Raw genomic sequence first — 19,202 nt, 5'->3', positions numbered from 1 at the left:
ATTAAGTCAGGAAAACTGAAAATTGAGCAATTGAAAGAAGAAAGTACTGTGCCTAGTCGAGTAGGAAAAGGGGAATTTCACCCCTAAACCTCTCTCAGAACCGTATCCTTCGTCAAGCTCAGGACAGGCTACACCAGTATCTTATACGGCTTTTATTATGTAGTCCGGCTTACTTTAGTGTATAGGTCACCCTAAACCACCTTGCCACTTACTTTGCTTACGGACACGACTCCGTGCATACGGGACTTTAACCCTTTGGGACGTTCATCTAAATGAACTATATTTACCATTCAAGGTATACACAACGTGTATAACCGCAATTACGGCGGATTCGACCAAGTCCGAATCCACTCGGAATTGTTAAGGTCTGTGCCAAACAGAAAATTAACGCATATTAACCCGTAACTGACGGTTATACGAGACCGTTGTAGGTAATTTACCCCTAAAGACAAAATGAAAACACTACTAATAAAGAGCAGCTTTTTGAAAATACATTTTCTGATAGTAATTTTAATGTTTTTTTGCTCTTGTAGCAAAAATTCATACCCTATTGCATATTCATCAAACGATTCAGGTAATAAAGAAATATTTCTGACTGATGCTAATGGCAAAACCAAAATTAAAATTACAAATTACACAGGAGCTGATGGCTATCCCGACTGGTCACCAGATGGAAAACGTATTGTTTTTTACGCAAAGTATGATAGTGGAAATACATGGTCTGTTCATACCATGAATAGCGATGGCACCAATAGAAAGCGATTGACTCACGTAGAAAACAAATGGGATAGTTCACCTACGTGGTCTCCAGATGGGAAAAAAATCGCTTTTGCAAGGGAATACGAAGATTCGGAGGGAAATTGGCAAGAAGAAATATGGATTATGAATGGAGATGGTAGCGAACAGACCCAACTAAAAAAGTTGCGCGGTAGAGCTCCTTGTTTTATGAAAGATGGAAGAATACTCTTTCATTCCAAATCAGAATTTAATCAAATTTGCATTGCCGATAGCGATGGTCGTAACATCATCACATTAACAAACAATACTTTCAAAGATAAGGCTCCTAAAGTTTCTCCAGACGGCAAACACATAGCATTTATTTCAGATAGAGACGGAAACCAAGAAGTTTACGTAATGAACATAGATGGTTCTAATCAAAAACGACTGACGTATAATACTGTTTCGGATTGGGACGTGTGTTGGTCTCCTGATAGTTCTAAACTCATTTTTTCTTCTGATGCTGGTGAATATTTAGACCTTTACATTATAAACAAAGATGGTACTTCAATAAGGAAATTTATAGCTAATGGTTTGCAAGCATCATGGTTTACTAAAAACTAAATATGGAGTTACTACATTTGTTTGGACAGCATGTTAAGCATATAAAGTTTAACTTACGAATCAATGAAAACAGAAAGAAGACATTACGAAAAGTCATTTAAACTAATGGCTATTGAATTAGTTAATTCAGGGAAAAGTACCCGTGAAGTTAGCAAAGATTTAGGTATTCGCCAAGAATTATTATCGAGATGGTGTAGAGAATTTAAATCCAACTCTGCAGGTAGTTTTTCAGGTAATAGTCGAGCTAATTTAACGCCAGAACAAAAGGATCGCACAATTAAAAAAGACATTGAGAGAGGCTGAATTAGAGCGTGATATCTTAAAAAAGGCAGTGAGCATCTTCTCCAAGAACAGATAGATATTTTTAATTTTATAGACACCTACAAATTAAAATATCCTATGGATAGGATGTGCAAAATATTAAAAGTAAGTAAGAGTGGTTACTATTATTGGCGTAAAGGGTCAATTTCAAAAAGAGAAAAAGAAAATACCTTTTTATTACAAGAAATATTTACTATTTATGACCAGAGTAATGGCACTTATGGTAGTCCTCGAATACATCAGGAATTATATCAATTAGGTTATAAAGTATCTCGTCCAAAAGTTTCCAGAATTATGAAGAAGAATAAAATACAAAGTAAGATCAGAAAAAAATGGGTAATAACTACGGATTCCAAGCATAATGATCCCATAGCTCCAAATTTATTAAACAGAAATTTTAGGGTTGATTTGCCAGGTCAAGTATGGGTGTCAGATATTACATATATAAATACTAAAAACGGATGGGTATATCTAACAGTAATTATTGATTTGTTTAATCGTAAAGTAATTGGTTGGGCATTAAGTAGTACTATGAAAGCAGATCAAACATCTATTGCAGCTTTAAAAATGGCTCTTTCCAATAGAAATAAAAGTGAAAACTTGATATTTCATTCAGATAGAGGTGTGCAATATGCCTGTAGTGATTTTACTAAAGTTTTAAGTAAAAATGATATTATACAAAGTATGAGTAGAAAAGGAAACTGTTGGGATAACGCTGTAGCAGAATCATTCTTTAAATCATTAAAAACTGAAAGTATATATCAATATAATTTTATATCAAAATTAGAAGCAAAAAGAAAAATTTTTCAATACATAGAAATTTGGTATAATCGAAAAAGAAGACATTCTGCTTTAGGATATAAAACTCCTTTAGAAATAGAAAAATTGTTTAATATTAAAAAGGCAGCTTAACTTATTGTCCAGTTTTTTGTTGCAATTCCAAGTTTGGGATGTTCATCTAAATGAACTATATTTACCATTCAAGGCACACACATTGTATATAAAAAATAGCGCAATTCATTACTAACACCAAGGCTTGGGCATTTTTAGAAAGTCGTCAAATTTAAAAATTCGGCTTGTGTATAATCCCAAAAGTTATTGCTTATTTACTGCGCTACTTTTCATATACGGAGCCGTTATGCGGCAGCTTAAAAAAAGCACAAATATGATAGATAGGTTAATAAATAATTTTTTAAAGTTTGGTTCACTTTCTCAATTGGAGAAAGAGACAATAATTGAAAGCATCGAAATCAAAGAATTTAAGAGAGGTGACTTTTTATCAAAAGAAGGACAAAAATCAATTAATAGTTATTTTGTGCTTCATGGTTGTATCAGACAATATAATTTATCAGATGGAGACGAAAAAACAACCCGCTTTTTTACTGAAGGCGAATGGGTTATTTCAGTAGATGAGATTTCCGAGAATGCTGTTTCAATGCACAACTGGATATGTATGGAAGATTGCATTTTAGTTACGGGAAATGAACAAAAAGCTCAGGAACTTTTTGATAAATTTCCAAAATTAGAAACCATATCAAGAAAGATTGTTGAAACAGCATTCTTAGAAATTCAAAGAAGTATTTTGTTTTATCATTCAGAAACACCAGAACAGAGATATCTATCATTAGTTAATAAATACCCTGACATTTTACAACGTGTGCCGCAATATCATATTGCAAGTTATATTGGTGTTAAACCCGGATCTTTAAGCAGGATTAGAAAACGAATTGCCAAAAAAACTCGGATTAATAATTATCAGTAGTTTTTGTCGGTTTCCATCTTATGGCATCAAAAGTTATATAGGCAGTTGCTGCAATTTCAAATCCTGAAAATACAGCATAATACGAAGTCGGCTTATCGGCAAAAAGTGTGGCGGATTGAATAAGAGTCATTAAAGTTCCGGATGCTATTTGAACCCAGCGTAAAGTGTTATCGTTTTTTATTATTTGAGGAAGAAAAACATTTGTAAGTGCAATTTGCATCATTGCGGCAGAAGCAGCAATAAAACCGGGAGTCATATCAAAACTGCCCACTGTGCCTGTATGATATTGCGAATGCATATCTGCATCCATAAATGCTGCTAAATCACAATACAAATAATTTAAAGATGCATATACCCATAGGCTTGAATAAATATTTCGCCTGTTTTTATTGTACCACTCACTATTGATAAAGGATGTTCTCATTTCTGAATTATTTTGATTTGAATAGATTAATGACTTTTTATTTAGAGAATTAGTTTCCGGAAAAATATTGTTCTCATAGTTAATTGCGTAGTTCTTCGATAATAAATTACTTTGTGATGATAATTGTGTTAATGAATTATTAGAAGCTAAAATAACATTCTCTGTAAGTCTTTTATGGTTGAGTTTTAATTGATTGCTAATTAGAAGATTTGTTGATGGTAAACCATTTGACTTATTAAAAAATAACTGAGCTGTTCCTAGTAATGTAATTAAGGAGAAAATGAAAAGAGCCGTCAAACTTAAAATATATTTTTTTTTCATACCTTATTTTAATACAAAGCTATCTTTACAAGTTCACAAATTCATTAACTTGGGTTAAGAAATGAAAAAAAAGCCGAGCGCATAGTCGTGTAGATGGCTCCGCCATCATTAGATAGCGGAGTGTACCTTACACAGCTCTGCTGAGTTTACCGAAGTACCACCGTATCCTTCGTCAAGTTCAGGACAGTCCATACGGGTCTCGTATACAGCGGTTCACCAAATCGAAGTTTGCTCCTTATTTAAGTAGTCTATCCTAGGAATGTATCCTTTTCTTTTACCTCTGGATATGGTAATGGTAGTACCTGGTACAGGACTTTGAGCTACTGCCCTACCTCCCATTCGGGTTCGACTCCAAGCATAGGCTTGTCCATGTTTAATCCCTAATCGAATCAGATTCTTACGTTTTCTCTCCTCCCTGCTTCAGCTGGCTAAAAACTTACGTTTCGCCCTCCAATCATGCCAAATACAATACCATAACCGATTACGTAGCCACTCATCTAACTTTTTGAGCTTAGTGTAGCTATTGGTCAACCGATAATTGTTGACCCATCCTCTGCATACTTGGGTAATTCTGTCCAATCGTTCTATCAAGGACATCGGTTTGGTTTTCTTGGTCAAACCTTTAAGATTACGCTTAAATGTATTCCAACTACTTTTACTAACAACCAACTGGTACTGTCCTTTTATGCCTTTCTTGTAGATCGGCACAAATCCATGCCCTAGCAACTCAAAATTTACAGGTCTGCGTATACCGCTTTTTGCCTTGTTTATTGGTAATTTAAGTCTTTCTCTTAGAAAAACATAAACCCTGTTTCCAACCTCTTTAGCTTTGCTTTTGGATTTTGTATAGATACTAAAATCATCTGCATAGCGAACATAACGAAGGCCTTGTCTTTCCGGTTCCATATCCAAAACATCTACTACTTTGGTCATCCCAATTTTTCTTTTGGGTTTTGGACGTCATTATGTATAACTAACTTATCCCATCTAATAGCCTCTTATTTGGTTTCTGTTCGTCAGTACCAACCATACAGTTTGGCTTACTTCAGTGCAAAGGTCAACCTAAACTACCTTGCATCTTACTTTACTTAGGGTCGTTACTTCCTCGTATAAGGGACTTGCACTCGTTGGACGTTCAATTAATTGAACTATATTTACCATTCAAGGCACATCACAACGTGTATAATTAATCACTAGTACTAGCCTACTTGCGAAAATCCTCGCGGATTTTCTATTCGGTTTGCATTTACTAGATTAGTTGCCAAACCATATACAAATACGCAGTGGATATCATTAACAATATAATCCCAATACTTTTTATCTTAGGTCTGATACAAGGCTTAGTTTCTGGTATTTTATTAATCTGGCTAAATCAAAAAGAAAATTGCTCAACCCTATTTCTCGGGATTTTTGTCCTTGCTTTTTCAATAGATTATATTGCACCTATATTAAAGCTTTTAGATATAACAATTTATTACCCGCAATTAAATTTCCTATTTGATTTTCGGTGGCTAATGTTTCCTCTTTTCTATTTATATGTAAAGCAAGTTTCGATATTACCAAAATCAAAAAATATGTATTACTATCTTATTCCTTGGATGGTAATGTTTATTATTAGCTTACTCGCTTATTTTAAAGTTATTAATGGAATCGAGAATTTATGGAACTCTTCTTGGTTTATGATTTTTTACTACAGAGGGAGTAATGTATTTGATATATTTATGGCAGTAAAAATAGTTTTATTTATTAATAAGCATTCTACTGAAACCAAGAACCAATACACTTCTACCAAACTAAAAGAGTTAAAATGGGCAAAACTGTTTGTATTATGTGGTATTGTTTTTATTCTGGCTATGCACATTCGTCTTGTTGTTACGAACTTTTATCTCGATTTATTTGAAGCAATTGTCAATGTCGGTTTTCTATATTGGGTTTCCATTTATGGTATTCGGCAACAAAATGTGCTATCCTTAATTTCAGAAATCAATGTTGACAATATTCCTATTAAATGTGCTACAAAAATTATAGAGCATCCACCTAAACAGGTAACAGATGAAGATATTACTTTGGTTGAAAAAATAGAGCAATATATTACTGAACAGAAAGCATTTTTAATGCCTGAATTAACTATTGCAGACGTTTCAAAAAGTATTAATGAACATCCTAAACGTGTTTCTTTGGCTATTAATGCGGTTACTAAAAAGAATTTTAAATCTTATATTAATAGCTTTAGAATTAAAGCAGCAAAAAGCATATTGGAGGATGACTCTACTGCTAATTTAAGCATTGAAGGTATCGGTTCTGAAGTTGGATTTAAAAGTAAAAGTGTTTTTTATGCCGCTTTTAAAAAAGAAACAGGTTTTACTCCACATAATTTTAAAACTCAAAGTAAAGAATCTTATAATTGATTAGCACACAACAAGCCAACTCTCAAGTTGTAAAATCCAAAAAATAGTTTGAAAATCAGATTTTCAAACCTGAAATCATCTATTTTGTTATTTAAAGCTGTAAATACATTCTACTTTTACCGAAAATTTAAAATATAAAAAATGATAAAAATGAATGTTTTAAGAGCTTTAATTAGCTTATCCATTATTGTAATATCATATAGCTGTTCGAGTGATGATGATGCTATGAACCCTATAGACAATAGAGTTTTTAATATTAATAACAATACTGGCTATTTTATTAACTTAGATGAAACGGTAAATCTTATAGTTTCAGCTACGATTCAAGACGATGGAAACTTTGGTGATGTAATAAATAGGGGGATTGCTTATGGAACTTCATCAAAACCCGAAGTTGGCTCTAATAATATTTCTGTTGCTAGTGGAAGCTTTGATTCTATTTCAGGATACATTAAAGGCTTAACAAAAGGACTAACTTATTTTATAAGAGGATATTTTGAATACAGTGATGGTACTTTTTTTTATGGAAATGAGATACAGGCAAGTACAGATGTTGAAGCAAGTACTAGTAGAGATTTAACTCTAACTATAGAATCGCAAGCAGTCTTAATACAGGTAGATTTTATCACTGTAACATTAAACATTAATGATGTTATGAAAGAAATGCCTGTAGAAATTGGTATTGAATATAGTATAAATAATGACTTTACTAATAGTAGCACTAATTCAGTTGGAAATTTTGATGGTATCCATAATCAAGGTAATATTGTAGTTACAAGTTATTCGGCTGTTGCTGAATCTCTATTGTCTAAAACTCAGTATTATTTTAGACCTTATGCAAAATATGCTGATGGAACAGTAACTAATGGAGGAACTAGCACTGCTTCTTTTACTACAAACTAAATGATATAATACATTTGCTAGTCGAGTACCCCGCAGTGATTAATCCGTGAGGCTCTCACATTTCTACTAAGCTTACCAATTTTAATGCAATGATATTTCAGGAGGAGACAGACAATAAAAAAGGAGTGTTTAAAATTTAAACACTCCCAATTTTGTTATTTAAAAATGCACATTAATTTTCATTTGGAGGAAGACTATCATAATCTTGATTGTCACTAGGTCCAAATAATCTTTTACATCCATTTCTTAAACTACATCTTAATCCGATAGATAAAAAACCACCATTAATTGCGGATTCTTGATCTTTTGTAAGAGTTTTAACTTTTAAATTTTTTAATTCCAATTTTTTCATTTTTTATTTTATTTAAATGGTTTACAAAATATTCACCTCAACCCTAACTGCAATAAAAAAAGCAAATTACAGGTCAAAATAAATTCCTTATCCTCTAAATAGAGTTTGTTTTTTTATTGCTTTATGAGTAAACTTAACTTGATTAAAATAAGATCTAGCCAAATAATAAGATTTGAATTCATTTAATCTTTGTTTTTCATCAAAAACCCTATTTAAACTCATGTGAATCAAATCCATAACATAATTATCTTTAATTAATTCACTGTTCCGTAATGTGTTTTTTATTTCTGTTTCGATGTCCATATTTTCAAGAAAATCGTTTGGTTTTAAATCCCCTATATCTCTCCTTATTTCGGTGTAAATTTTGTTTAGTGATTTTCTTAATTTAGAGTCCAGATTAAATCTACTGGAAAAAGCTTCTATGTTTTTTTCGCAAAATGAAATCATCTCTTCTATAGTAAAGTTGAAAAACTTTAAATAGTGTTCTATTTTCAAAATCGAAAACATATAAATATCGTTCTGCTTTAATTCATGATTCAAAATTGTAAGAACTGTATGCTTACTATCCAAGCTAAATATATATTCTGTTAAACCCATTAATTTTTCACCTCCAAACCTGTACATTTCTTGTTCATAAGGCAACACATGATAATTTCGGATTATATTTTCCTGTTTTAAATTGTTGATTTTCGAAAAAATATCTTCTATAACAGAAGCTGATTCTGTTTTAAATCTAACTCTTAAATGAGTTTCCGGATAATCATACCTTACAAAAAAGAATTGGCTTATAGAGTTTTCTACAACTATAGTATGGTATATAACATTTACTAAATCATTTTCTGCATAGGGGTTACAATACAAATCAAAATACAACCAATCACTTAAAATTGGTGCTTTATGTCCTATCGTAATATCTTCTTTTACAATTTCAAAATCTGATCTATCTGCCTTAAAACCGGTGTTTTTTATACTGGCAATAATTTCGTGAGAATAGTGATTTAATTTATTATGTACTTCTGGTATAAAAGATTCATATAGACATTCACTCACATAAATTGGGGCCACTTTTTTAAGTTTTTTAAATAAAATATGTAAATGATCCTCATTCTCAGTATTAATGGTTATATCTCCTTTATCCTCTATAAATGAAATTTGCTTTGAAAATGAATATTCTTTTAGTCGACTTAGTAAATAGGATTTAAATCCTTGGAAATCAAAATCATCATCTGATAATAAAATCTGAGCGGGATATAGTAAAATATCATCTTCTAAATAAATCCTTGGAACAAAAGGCAAAAACATGTTCTTATAATAATTGAAATTGAAATTAACACTGTGAATTTCTTTTTGCTGAGATTGCAAATCTGCCAAAAACTTATAAACATCTGAATTTGATAATGTTGTATTGACAGAAGATGTTATTCTTGGTATGATCTCTTTCTTATATTTTTCTGAAACCAGTATAAATCTTGTACCATTAAACCGAATAAAAATATCTGATAAAAAAATAGGATTAGAATCCTCATTATATATAGTATTAAGAGGGATATTATAGTCATAATATTGCCTACTCGCAACAACATTGGTAGCTCTTGGTTTTGATATTATATTTACTTCTGCTAATAGTTGATCTTCAAAAGATTTTTTTTCATAATCTGCAATATTTTCACATATTCTTTCTGAGACTTGATCGAATCTGGAGAGCAAATTTATAGCAGATGTCCCCCCCATGTATTTAAAATAAGTAATCTTTTTCTTTGTTTTTTTACAAGTCAATAACTCAAAAACAACACTAAAAGTAGATGGTAAATTTGACATATCTACTTGAGTATTATTGGCAACTGTTTTAGACAAACAAACTTTATTTTTATTAGACACCAACACTTTACTCAATATATCCGGGTGTAGTCTTATATCATTTTCTAAATTAGTAGGACTATACTGTAATCCAGAATACGGGTTAAAAACTTTACTTAAAGGAATAAAAACATCCTTATAACTATGGTAAAATTTATTCCCAAATTTTAATAAGGATGTATGGATTGGGGTATATTTCTTATTATAGGTTACTGTAAAATTTATGAATTTTAATATCTTTTCCTGTAACGCTAACTCTAATTGCCCTATATCTTTTTCAAAAGCCGTGATAGAGTGAGAATATTTGTTACTACTTTCTTGTTTTGAGAGTAAATCATCTTGTTCTTTACTATAGGATTGAGAAAAATCATCAAAATCTTTAGTGGTTTTTATGCTATGCAAATTATTATTTACCAATTTTGAATATAATCCTTCTACCTTGGATAGATTTCGATATGGATAAAAAACCATTTCATTAATAACAATCCCAGCTTCAATACTATCCAATAAAAAAGCATGAATCTCAGTTTCCTCAAACCCGTCTTTTTCCAAATCCCTCACTACCTCAACAATTTGGACACCATTTTCAAACCTTTCTACAAGCCATTTAATATTCTCATCATAATCGATTTCTACATATTTTGTCTCAATATCTCCTGTCGTTTTTTTCTCGAACTTATAAAAACTTATCTTACTCTTACTTAAAAAATGGATAGATGGATTTGTGTAATAGGCAAATTTTTTCCAATCCCTGCTCATCGTTGCAGTTAACTTTTCTGAAATCAATAAATTATCAAAATCTACCTTAAGAAGCAGTGTTTCTGATTTAGTGATTATACGCTTATCCCCCCATTTTAAAACACCAACACTAGTAAAAGTCCCAAAAGGAACAGGGTTAAGATGCGCTCTCGAAAAATAATTATCCAGCGATACTTTAATCTTTTCTGTTTTGCTTTTTTTGGCATCCTCATACAAACTTCTGGAAGAGGTTAATATAGATAATTGAAATAATTTGTTTTCTTCAAAAAAATTATATACATCATTAGCATTACAACCATAGGATTCTACAGAAAAGGATACTACTCTTGATATTAATTCATTAAAAAAATTCATCTATCTTGATTAAAGTTTCATTTATTATTATGTAAATAAATACACGAATAGCAAAACATCAATTTATAAACCAACACCTCTAAGTAAGTTTACTAAGTATAATTCCTAAAATTATATTTTGTTACCCAAAAAAATCCCAAATAATATCTATGTAGCCTAAAAAAGTATGCCGCATTAGATTTAGCATAACAGATGAATGTCTTTTTACCTACAACCAAACCACATCCCCACCTATCTCATTAACTATATAATTATCTTTTAAAACACCTTTAAATTCTATAGTTTTAAAAATTATTCTTGTTTTTGTAATTAATCGCCAAATAGTGCGACTTTACTTACTATAAAAATTATTTTATACTCCAATTGTTCTACAAGCAAAAAGAAATAGCCATTCTTGTATTTGCCAATTCTTCTAAAGAAGAATTGAAACATAAACGCATTGCAAACGGAGAGCAATTATTTAACTATTTCAATTCGCAAACTATTGATAAGGTTCGCAAAACTGGTCTTCCCTTTGCTGTATATTCTGAAAAAGAACAACAAGGAAATACCTTTGGAGAACGTTTTACTAATGCTATCGAAGATCTTTTTAACAAAGGATATCAAAAAATTATCACTATTGGTAATGATAGCCCTAACTTAAAAGCCTCTCACCTTATTGATGCCTGCAATACCCTTTTAGAAAATGATGTCGTTATTGGTCCATCCACAGATGGTGGAATCTACCTAATGGGACTACATAAGCAAAGTTTTGAAAAGCAAGCATTTTTAAAGCTCCCTTGGCAAACAAAAAAACTAGCCAAAACAATTATTGCTACTATATCCTCTAAAGGACAAAAAATTGAAGTACAACAAAAACTTAGGGATATTGATAGGTTTCAGGACTTAAAAGATTTTTTTTATAATACCAAAAACCTGTCCCAAACATTAAAGAGTATACTTGTACTACTACTAACTAATTTTTCTAAAAAGATTAGCTTTAAAAATACTTTTATTTCTGTCTGCATCTTTAAAACTACCTATAATAAAGGATCTCCCTGCTTGATATAATTTACTATATCCAATTAAAAATAATTCTATCTAAATATATTTATGAAGCACTTTTTACTAGGGCTTACACTATTTATAGTGTCTTTTGTTAATGCCCAAAATGTGGTTACAGGAACCGTAACTACAGCAATCGATGGTACTCCTTTGCCATTTGTGAATATTGTAATAAAAAACACCAATCAAGGAACTACCTCTGATGTTAACGGGAATTATTCTATATCAACAGATAATAAAAACACCTTTCTTGTTTTCTCTTCTTTAGGTTTTAAAACAGTCGAAGTACTTATAAATAACCAAAATAGTATAGATGTTAGTATGGAAGAAAGCTCTACGGGTCTGGACGAGGTTATTGTTACGGCACTTAACCAAAAACGAGACTCCAAAGAGCTAGGGTATGCGATACAAAAAATAAGCGAAAAAGATATCAACGGGGTAAAATCTGTAAATTTTTTAGATAATCTGGCAGGAAAACTAGCCGGAGTAACTATCACTCCCGGAGGAGCTACCGGAGTTGGGTCTTCCTCTAAAATTGTAATTAGGGGGGAACAATCTTTTACAAACAATAACCCATTATTTGTAGTAGATGGTACGCCTATAAACAACAGCACTGTTTTTAATTTTACAAACGAAGCAGCGGCAGGATTTCAAGAGGTTGATTTTGGTAATGGTGCGATGGAGGTAAATCCCGATGATATCGAAACCGTTTCTGTATTAAAAGGTCCTGGTGCAGCAGCATTATATGGTACAAGAGCTTCTAACGGGGTTATTATTATAAACACCAAAAACGGAGCTAATAGCAAAGGATTAGGAATAAGTATTAACTCTAGTGTATTTATCGATAGTGCTTTTCAATTACCACAATTTCAAAACCAATACGGGCAAGGAAACTCTGGTCAGTTTGCTTATGTAAACGGGCTTGGCGCAGGAACCAACGATAATATCTCCTACAGTTGGGGACCCAGATTAGACCAAGGAACTTTGATTGCACAGTTTGATAGCCCCGTTACTTTACCAGATGGTACTGTTGTTCGCGGTGGAGATACTTCACTATACAGTGCATTGCCAATTACCCCTACTCCTTTTACCTCTAACCCTAATAATGTAAAAGATTTTTACCAAACAGGAGTAACCACCATTAACTCTATAGCGTTATCTTCAAGCTTTGATCAAGGAAATTACCGCCTGTCCTTTACCGATCTAAGAAGCGAATCTATAATCCCCGGGGTAAATCTGGATAGAAAAACAGTGGCAGCACGATTAGGTTTTTTACCTACTCCAAAAACAAAAGTAACCAGCAGCATTAATTATGTAAATAGCACCAGTGATAACCGCCCATCTAACGGGTATGGATCAGAAAATGTAAACTATTCGTTAGTAGCATGGGGACCCCGATCTTTAAACATCGATAATCTGCGAAACTACTGGCAACCTGGTTTAGAAGATATTCAGCAATATTCTTTTAACTATACTTTTTTTGACAACCCGTTTTTTATACTTAACGAAAACCGAAATAGCTTTCATCGGGATCGTGTTTTTGGCACCATATCCATGCAACAAGAGCTCGCTACTAATCTAAAGGCAACAGTACGCACAGGAATGGACTATTCTAACGAAAAACGACAGTTTTTACGAAATTTTAGCACGAATAGGTTTAGAAATGGCGCGTATGCAGAGCATGATGTTACCTATCGCGAAATAAACACCGATTTTTTACTTAATTACACAAAAAAAGTAAGTGATTTTAACATCGATTTATCTTTGGGAGGCAACCGGTTAGATCAAAAAGCAACCACTACACAAACGCAAACCACACAATTAGCACAACCCGGTATTTTTAGTTTTAATAATGCAGCTTCGCCTATAGAAAGCTTTGGGTTTATATCCAAAAAACGTATCAATAGCTTATATGGACTTTTAAAAATAGGATATAAAAACGTTCTCTTTTTAGATATTACAGGCAGAAATGATTGGTCTAGTGCTTTGGCAACTCCTTTTTCGGCAGATAACACCTCTTTTTTCTACCCTTCGGCATCTGGTAGTTTTGTGGTAAGTAATGTAGTAAAGCTACCAAGGGTAATTTCGTTTGCAAAAATAAGAGCAAGTATTGCACAGGTAGGAAACGATACCAATCCATACCAAACCTCTGGTGCTTTTATATCCCAAACGCCAGTAAACTCCCAACCTACATTTACCAATCAAAATTTTATTCCAAACCCTAATTTAAAACCAGAGCAAACCACCTCGTATGAATTTGGAACCGATATCCGCTTTTTTAAAGATCGATTAAATGTTGACTTTACCTATTACAACTCCTTAACCAAAGATCAGATACTATCCTTGCCTATCCCTGTATCTTCAGGATTTAACCAGCAAGTAGTAAATGGCGGAGAAGTACGCTCCCAAGGAGTCGAAATTGTACTAAATACCATCCCTGTACAAAATGAAAGTTTTACATGGAACTCTACCGTTAACTTTAGCAGAAATGTATCTACTATAGAATCTTTGCCACAGCAAGAAGGAAGAATCACATTGGCATACTCCCGGGTATATGATAACCCAGATCAAACAGTATGGTTTCAGGTAGAAAAAGGTGGTCGTATTGGCGATTTTTATGGTACCGGGTATTTACGTAATGAAAATGGCGATTTTGTACTTACGCCAGAAGGGCGTTTTATTGCCGATAACACTCTTAAAAAACTTGGTAATTCTAATCCGGATTTTGTACTTGGGTTTCACAATCAATTTACCTACAAAAACTGGAACCTCAGCTTTTTATTCGATTGGCGACAAGGTGGCGAATTAGTATCCCGCACCCTATCCCTTGCGGCTGTTGGAGGACAATTAGAAGAAACCGCTTACAGACCCGATGCAGGCATTATAGCGCAGGGAGTGGTAAATACAGGCACCGCAGATAACCCTGTATATGTACCCAATACTACTGCAGTTTCCCCAGAAAGTTATTATCGCCAGTTTTATGACCGTAATCATGAGGAAAACAATGTATACGATGCCTCTTATCTTAAACTTAGGCAATTTTCGATTGGATATTCTTTTCACCTCGATAAAAACACATTAGGATTTTTAAAAGAAGGAGCTGACTTTACTATCTCTTTTATTGGTAAAAATATTTTTGCGATAAGCGAGATCCCCCATTTTGATCCAGAGCAATTAGCGGTTCAAGGACAAGGATTAGTTAGTGGTGTAGAAGATTTATCTTATGCAACCACCAGAAGTTTTGGATTAAAACTAGGAGTTAATTTTTAATAGAAAAGCAATGAAGAACTATATATACCTATTTATTTTCACGATCCTGATCGCAGGATGTACCAAAGATTTTGAAGATATTAACACCAACCCTAATGCCCCCGTAGATGTGCAACCCGCATTATTATTGCGACAAGTAATTTATGATTATGGCGAGCAGATGTCTTATGAAGGTTTTGTTGCAGGAAATCTGTTAGGGCAGCATCTTACCGCTTTAGATTTTAACTTGTTTGATCGTCATGCATTAAACTCTCCGCAGTTAGGAGGAAACCCCTGGACTATTTTTTATACCAATCTTAGAGATAATGAAATCATTTTAAAGAAATCTCAAGAAATAGAAACTTTTGCAGTTTATGAAGGCCCGTCTCTAATATTAAAAGCCTGTATGACTATGGGACTTACCGATCTTTTTGGAGACGTTCCTTATAGTGAAGCTTTTACTGGAAACACCAACACCGTTACCCCAAAATATGATCTGCAAAAAGATATATATTTAGCACAAGGCGGAATTCTGGATAACCTACAAAAAGGTATCGAAGCGATACAAAAATATTCAGGTATTTTTGCTCTGGAAGGAGATATACTATATGATGATAATTTACAAAACTGGATTAGATTTGCTAACTCTTTACGTATTAAAGCGCTAATGCGAATCTCTGCAAAACAAGATATTACCACCCAATTACAAGCTATTGTTACAGAAGGCAACTACATTACTACCAATACCGAAAATGCCGTTTTTGAATTTACAGATGCAGAACCTAACAACTTTAGATTAGCAAGATTAAGAGCAGGAGATTTCAATAATTTTGTGATGTCTGAAACTATCGAAGACATATTAACCAGATTAAACGACCCCAGAGTTTCCGTTTTATTCAGACCGTTCGAAAATGCTACAGATAATCAATATAACGGATTAATTAATGGGATTGACGCATCACAAACCACGATCTCTTTGTCTGATTATTCTCTTGCAGGAAAGATATTTAGAGAAAACACAGGAGATCTGGATGCTAATTACATGACTGCATGGGAAACCAGCTTTTTACTTGCCGAAGCTGCCTTAAAAGGATTTATTACCAAAGATGCAAAAACATTATATGACACTGGCGTAACACAAGCTTTTGAATATTGGCAAACTACCCTTCCAAATGCCTATCTAAATACAACAGCAGCGTATAATAACACCATAGCTCTAGAACAAATTATAACCCAAAAATGGATTGCAAATACTATTAATGGATATGAAGGATGGATAGAATATCGCCGTACTGGCTACCCTGCATTACAACCCGTTGCCGCAAGTTTAAATAACGGAATTATACCAGTTAGATTACCATATCCTGCAGAAGAAGCTACTTTAAACACCACTAATTATACTACCGCAGCACAAACCACAAATGCAAACAGCATCAATTTTCCTGTTTGGTGGAACCAATAAACGATAACAATCAAAAATGGAAGAAATACAAATCTGGCAATGGGGATTAATCCTGCTATCTGGCGTATTATTTTTTTGGTGGTCACCATTGGCGAAAACCAAAGACCAATTTTATAAAGCCAACACACATAAAAAGCAACCAACCTTTTGGATGCTTACCGGCAGCCTGATAATTTCCTGGATATTTGCCAAGAGTATTACCAATGCCGCAAACCTAGGTCTTAGTTTTGGATTGGTAGGTGGCGTAGCGTATGCTGCATACTATCTTTCTTTTGCAGTTGCAGGGGTAATACTATATCAATTAAGAACAAAAGGCAAGTTCGATAGTATTCATCATTTTTTAAGCTCTCGCTTTGGTCATAAAGCAGTACTTCTTTTTTCTGTTTTAATTGGTATACGTTTATTTAACGAAGTATGGTCTAACACCATGGTAATCGGATCCTACTTTGGAGAAATAGGTAGTACCGCATATTATAGCGCCATCGTGGTGTTTACCCTGTTAACCCTATCCTATGCGTTAAAAGGAGGCTTAAGTAGTAGTATTTTTACCGATGTAATACAAATGGGATTGTTTACGGTATTACTTTTTATCATTCTATGGAATATTTTTAGCGTAGAAAGTTTTTCTGTAGAACAAGTTGTGATTTCTGGGGAGTGGACTATGGCAATGGGAGGCAATTTATTACTTGCTGCTATACTACAGTCTTTTAGCTATCCCTTTCATGACCCTGTTTTAACAGATCGCGGATTTATTAGCTCTCCAAAAATTACGCTTCAAAGTTTTTTATGGGCTTCTGTTCTTGGAGCATTTTGTATCCTGCTCTTTAGTATCGTTGGGATTTTTGCACAACAACAAGGTTTTCAGGGGCAAGCAGCAGTAGCAGTAAGCAAAGCTTTTGGAACCGTAATATTATTGGTCATCAACTTTATAATGATTACCTCTGCCGCCTCTACACTAGACTCTACATTTGCGTCTTCGGCAAAATTGTTTGCTATAGATCTGGGGTGTAGTTCTAAAATATCTTTTGGTCGTTGGGTAATGATTGCTGTAGCTTTACTAGGTACTTTACCGGTGTTTTTGGATGCCGAAATTTTATCTGCAACCACCATTAGCGGCACTATGGTAATTGGACTAACCCCCATATTTTTGTTCTGGAAAACCAATGCTCCAAAAAGCAGCTTTTTTTTATCGGTAGGTTGCGGACTATTATTTGGTTTTTTATTAGTTTTTGAAATGTTCCCTGCGCAATTTATATATACCACAGGAAAATATGCAGAACTCCTATGGGTAAACATTTGGGGGATATTAAGTTGTTTTATAGTATATTTTATACCAATATGGATAAGAAAACGATACCCTTAGGAAAACGTAACGGCAAGACCTTGATCTTTGGTGGCATTTATAGCAACCTGCAAGCATTAGAGGCTTTAATTACTATTGCCGAAGAAGAAAAAATCGCTCCCCAAAACTGTTTCTGTACAGGAGACATTGTAGGATATTGTGCACAACCCGAAGAAACCGTACAGCGATTTATACAGTGGGGGGCACAATCGATTATAGGTAATGTAGAAGAGCAATTGCGCACAGGAGCAATCGAATGTGGATGTGATTTTAAAGCAGGATCCAGATGTGATGGATTTTCTAAAACATGGTATGCCTTTGCACAAACCCAATTATCCAAAGCTTCTATAACATGGATGAAATCCTTACCAGATCATATTAGTTTTGAATTCGCTAACAAAAATATAACTCTGGTGCATGGTAGTTATACCCATATTTCTGAATTCATTTTTAAATCCACCCCTTGGCAAGCAAAACAATCTTCATTTAATGCCAGTACTAGTAACGTAATCATTGCAGGGCATTGTGGATTGCCGTTTTATGACCAAAAAGAAGAAAGGATTTGGATAAACCCGGGAGTTATTGGTATGCCTGCCAATGAAGGTAAAACAAGAGTATGGTATGCAATTTTAGATGATTCTGAAGGTTTTTCTGTTCGATATAAAACCTTTGCGTATGACTACCAAACGGCAAGCCAGTTAATGCTGGCAAAAGAACTACCCCAGGAATATGCGACAACCTTATGTACAGGGCTATGGGATAATATGGAAATACTTCCGGAAACAGAAAAGAAGTTACAAGGTATCGATATAAAGAGATTTATAGAATCTGTATCCTAAAAAGAGTGATTTAACGTGTCATACCTTTTATTTTTACCTGCATCCTAATAGTTTTATTTACAGCCAGGCCGCATGTAGTCTGGGGCGCGCCACGCGCCTTGGGTTTCGACCTCTGCGCCCGACCAAAAATACTCCGCGCTCTAGTGACCACCCCACGCGCCTTGGGTTTCTGCTTCTGCGCCCCACCAAAAGTACTCCGCGCCCTAGTGACTACCCCACGCGCCTTGGGTTTCTGCCTCTGCGCCCGACCAAAAATACTCCGCGCCCGGGCAAAACACTCCGCGGGTGGACTGGCGAGCTTCGAGAACCTCAGCTCACAAATTCGAGAACCTCAGCTCACAAATTATTCTACACCGAAGGGTGAGCTTCGAGAACCTCAGCTCACGGATTCAAGAACCTCAGCTCACGGATTATCATACACCGAAGGGCGAGCTTCGAGAACCTCAGCTCACAAATTCGAGAAC

Annotated in this window: 13 protein-coding genes and 1 pseudogene; 10 read left to right on the top strand and 4 right to left on the bottom strand. The window is 34.0% G+C overall.

What is annotated here, in order from left to right; genetic code table 11:
* Positions 1 to 453 precede the first annotated feature (453 nt).
* From ACZIYX_RS21970 to ACZIYX_RS21960, 3 genes and pseudogenes are all read left to right on the top strand, one after another.
* Positions 454 to 1,341, top strand: coding sequence for a TolB family protein (locus ACZIYX_RS21970; protein WP_462684411.1), 888 nt, complete (start codon positions 454 to 456; stop codon positions 1,339 to 1,341).
* Between the two features lie 63 nt (positions 1,342 to 1,404).
* Positions 1,405 to 2,574: pseudogene (locus ACZIYX_RS21965) on the top strand (IS3 family transposase).
* Between the two features lie 253 nt (positions 2,575 to 2,827).
* Complete coding sequence (locus ACZIYX_RS21960) at positions 2,828 to 3,424, top strand: Crp/Fnr family transcriptional regulator (RefSeq protein ID WP_462684410.1); 597 nt, start codon at positions 2,828 to 2,830, stop codon at positions 3,422 to 3,424.
* Here the strand turns inward: ACZIYX_RS21960 and ACZIYX_RS21955 are convergent.
* Positions 3,408 to 4,169 (bottom strand): DUF6326 family protein, encoded by a 762-nt coding sequence (locus ACZIYX_RS21955; RefSeq protein WP_462684409.1) that lies wholly within the window; start codon positions 4,167 to 4,169, stop codon positions 3,408 to 3,410. The genes ACZIYX_RS21960 and ACZIYX_RS21955 overlap by 17 nt on opposite strands.
* 420 nt (positions 4,170 to 4,589) lie before the next feature.
* Positions 4,590 to 5,102, bottom strand: a complete 513-nt coding sequence (locus tag ACZIYX_RS21950; RefSeq protein ID WP_462684408.1) for a group II intron maturase-specific domain-containing protein — start codon at positions 5,100 to 5,102, stop codon at positions 4,590 to 4,592.
* A gap of 350 nt (positions 5,103 to 5,452) precedes the next feature.
* On the opposite strand from ACZIYX_RS21950, the gene ACZIYX_RS21945 reads away from it, so the two are divergent.
* Both ACZIYX_RS21945 and ACZIYX_RS21940 read left to right on the top strand, forming a co-directional pair.
* Positions 5,453 to 6,577: a helix-turn-helix domain-containing protein gene (locus tag ACZIYX_RS21945; RefSeq protein WP_462684407.1), complete on the top strand. Its 1,125-nt coding sequence runs from the start codon at positions 5,453 to 5,455 to the stop codon at positions 6,575 to 6,577.
* A gap of 141 nt (positions 6,578 to 6,718) precedes the next feature.
* Complete coding sequence (locus ACZIYX_RS21940) at positions 6,719 to 7,480, top strand: hypothetical protein (protein WP_462684406.1); 762 nt, start codon at positions 6,719 to 6,721, stop codon at positions 7,478 to 7,480.
* Between the two features lie 172 nt (positions 7,481 to 7,652).
* Here the strand turns inward: ACZIYX_RS21940 and ACZIYX_RS21935 are convergent, their stop codons facing one another.
* Together ACZIYX_RS21935 and ACZIYX_RS21930 are read right to left on the bottom strand one after the other, a co-directional pair.
* On the bottom strand, positions 7,653 to 7,832 hold the full coding sequence (locus tag ACZIYX_RS21935; protein WP_462684405.1) for a hypothetical protein: 180 nt from the start codon (positions 7,830 to 7,832) through the stop codon (positions 7,653 to 7,655).
* 87 nt (positions 7,833 to 7,919) lie between these two features.
* The gene (locus tag ACZIYX_RS21930; protein ID WP_462684404.1) at positions 7,920 to 10,802 is read right to left on the bottom strand and encodes a lantibiotic dehydratase; all 2,883 of its coding nucleotides are present in this window, start codon (positions 10,800 to 10,802) and stop codon (positions 7,920 to 7,922) included.
* 363 nt (positions 10,803 to 11,165) lie between these two features.
* Between ACZIYX_RS21930 and ACZIYX_RS21925 the strand changes: the two genes are divergently transcribed.
* The 5 genes from ACZIYX_RS21925 to ACZIYX_RS21905 are packed head-to-tail and all read left to right on the top strand — an operon-like array spanning position 11,166 to position 18,738.
* Positions 11,166 to 11,852 (top strand): TIGR04282 family arsenosugar biosynthesis glycosyltransferase, encoded by a 687-nt coding sequence (locus tag ACZIYX_RS21925; RefSeq protein WP_462684403.1) that lies wholly within the window; start codon positions 11,166 to 11,168, stop codon positions 11,850 to 11,852.
* 42 nt (positions 11,853 to 11,894) lie between these two features.
* A complete protein-coding gene (locus ACZIYX_RS21920; RefSeq protein WP_462684402.1) occupies positions 11,895 to 15,116 on the top strand; it encodes a SusC/RagA family TonB-linked outer membrane protein in 3,222 nt (1,073 codons plus the stop codon).
* Between the two features lie 10 nt (positions 15,117 to 15,126).
* Positions 15,127 to 16,557 carry a SusD/RagB family nutrient-binding outer membrane lipoprotein gene (locus ACZIYX_RS21915; protein WP_462684401.1) on the top strand — a complete coding sequence of 477 codons (1,431 nt, stop codon included), beginning with the start codon at positions 15,127 to 15,129 and terminating at the stop codon, positions 16,555 to 16,557.
* Between the two features lie 16 nt (positions 16,558 to 16,573).
* Entirely contained in the window at positions 16,574 to 17,920 is a 1,347-nt protein-coding gene (locus ACZIYX_RS21910) for a sodium:solute symporter (protein ID WP_462684400.1), read from the top strand.
* Positions 17,896 to 18,738: a metallophosphoesterase family protein gene (locus ACZIYX_RS21905; protein WP_462684399.1), complete on the top strand. Its 843-nt coding sequence runs from the start codon at positions 17,896 to 17,898 to the stop codon at positions 18,736 to 18,738. The genes ACZIYX_RS21910 and ACZIYX_RS21905 overlap by 25 nt, the downstream gene beginning before the upstream one ends.
* Positions 18,739 to 19,202 lie beyond the last annotated feature (464 nt).

Source organism: Aquimarina sp. (genome assembly GCF_977115655.1).
The sequence above is the reverse complement of the archived record's forward strand: the minus strand, read 5'-3'. Positions and strand labels throughout refer to the sequence as shown.

Bases quoted from the DNA above. Each gene is read 5' to 3' on its own strand.
- ACZIYX_RS21970 (WP_462684411.1), top strand. From the start codon at position 454: ATGAAAACACTACTAATAAAGAGCAGCTTTTTGAAAATACATTTTCTG.
- ACZIYX_RS21960 (WP_462684410.1), top strand. From the start codon at position 2,828: ATGATAGATAGGTTAATAAATAATTTTTTAAAGTTTGGTTCACTTTCT.
- ACZIYX_RS21955 (WP_462684409.1), bottom strand. From the start codon at position 4,169: ATGAAAAAAAAATATATTTTAAGTTTGACGGCTCTTTTCATTTTCTCC.
- ACZIYX_RS21950 (WP_462684408.1), bottom strand. From the start codon at position 5,102: ATGACCAAAGTAGTAGATGTTTTGGATATGGAACCGGAAAGACAAGGC.
- ACZIYX_RS21940 (WP_462684406.1), top strand. From the start codon at position 6,719: ATGATAAAAATGAATGTTTTAAGAGCTTTAATTAGCTTATCCATTATT.
- ACZIYX_RS21935 (WP_462684405.1), bottom strand. From the start codon at position 7,832: ATGAAAAAATTGGAATTAAAAAATTTAAAAGTTAAAACTCTTACAAAA.
- ACZIYX_RS21930 (WP_462684404.1), bottom strand. From the start codon at position 10,802: ATGAATTTTTTTAATGAATTAATATCAAGAGTAGTATCCTTTTCTGTA.
- ACZIYX_RS21920 (WP_462684402.1), top strand. From the start codon at position 11,895: ATGAAGCACTTTTTACTAGGGCTTACACTATTTATAGTGTCTTTTGTT.
- ACZIYX_RS21915 (WP_462684401.1), top strand. From the start codon at position 15,127: ATGAAGAACTATATATACCTATTTATTTTCACGATCCTGATCGCAGGA.
- ACZIYX_RS21910 (WP_462684400.1), top strand. From the start codon at position 16,574: ATGGAAGAAATACAAATCTGGCAATGGGGATTAATCCTGCTATCTGGC.
- ACZIYX_RS21905 (WP_462684399.1), top strand. From the start codon at position 17,896: ATGGATAAGAAAACGATACCCTTAGGAAAACGTAACGGCAAGACCTTG.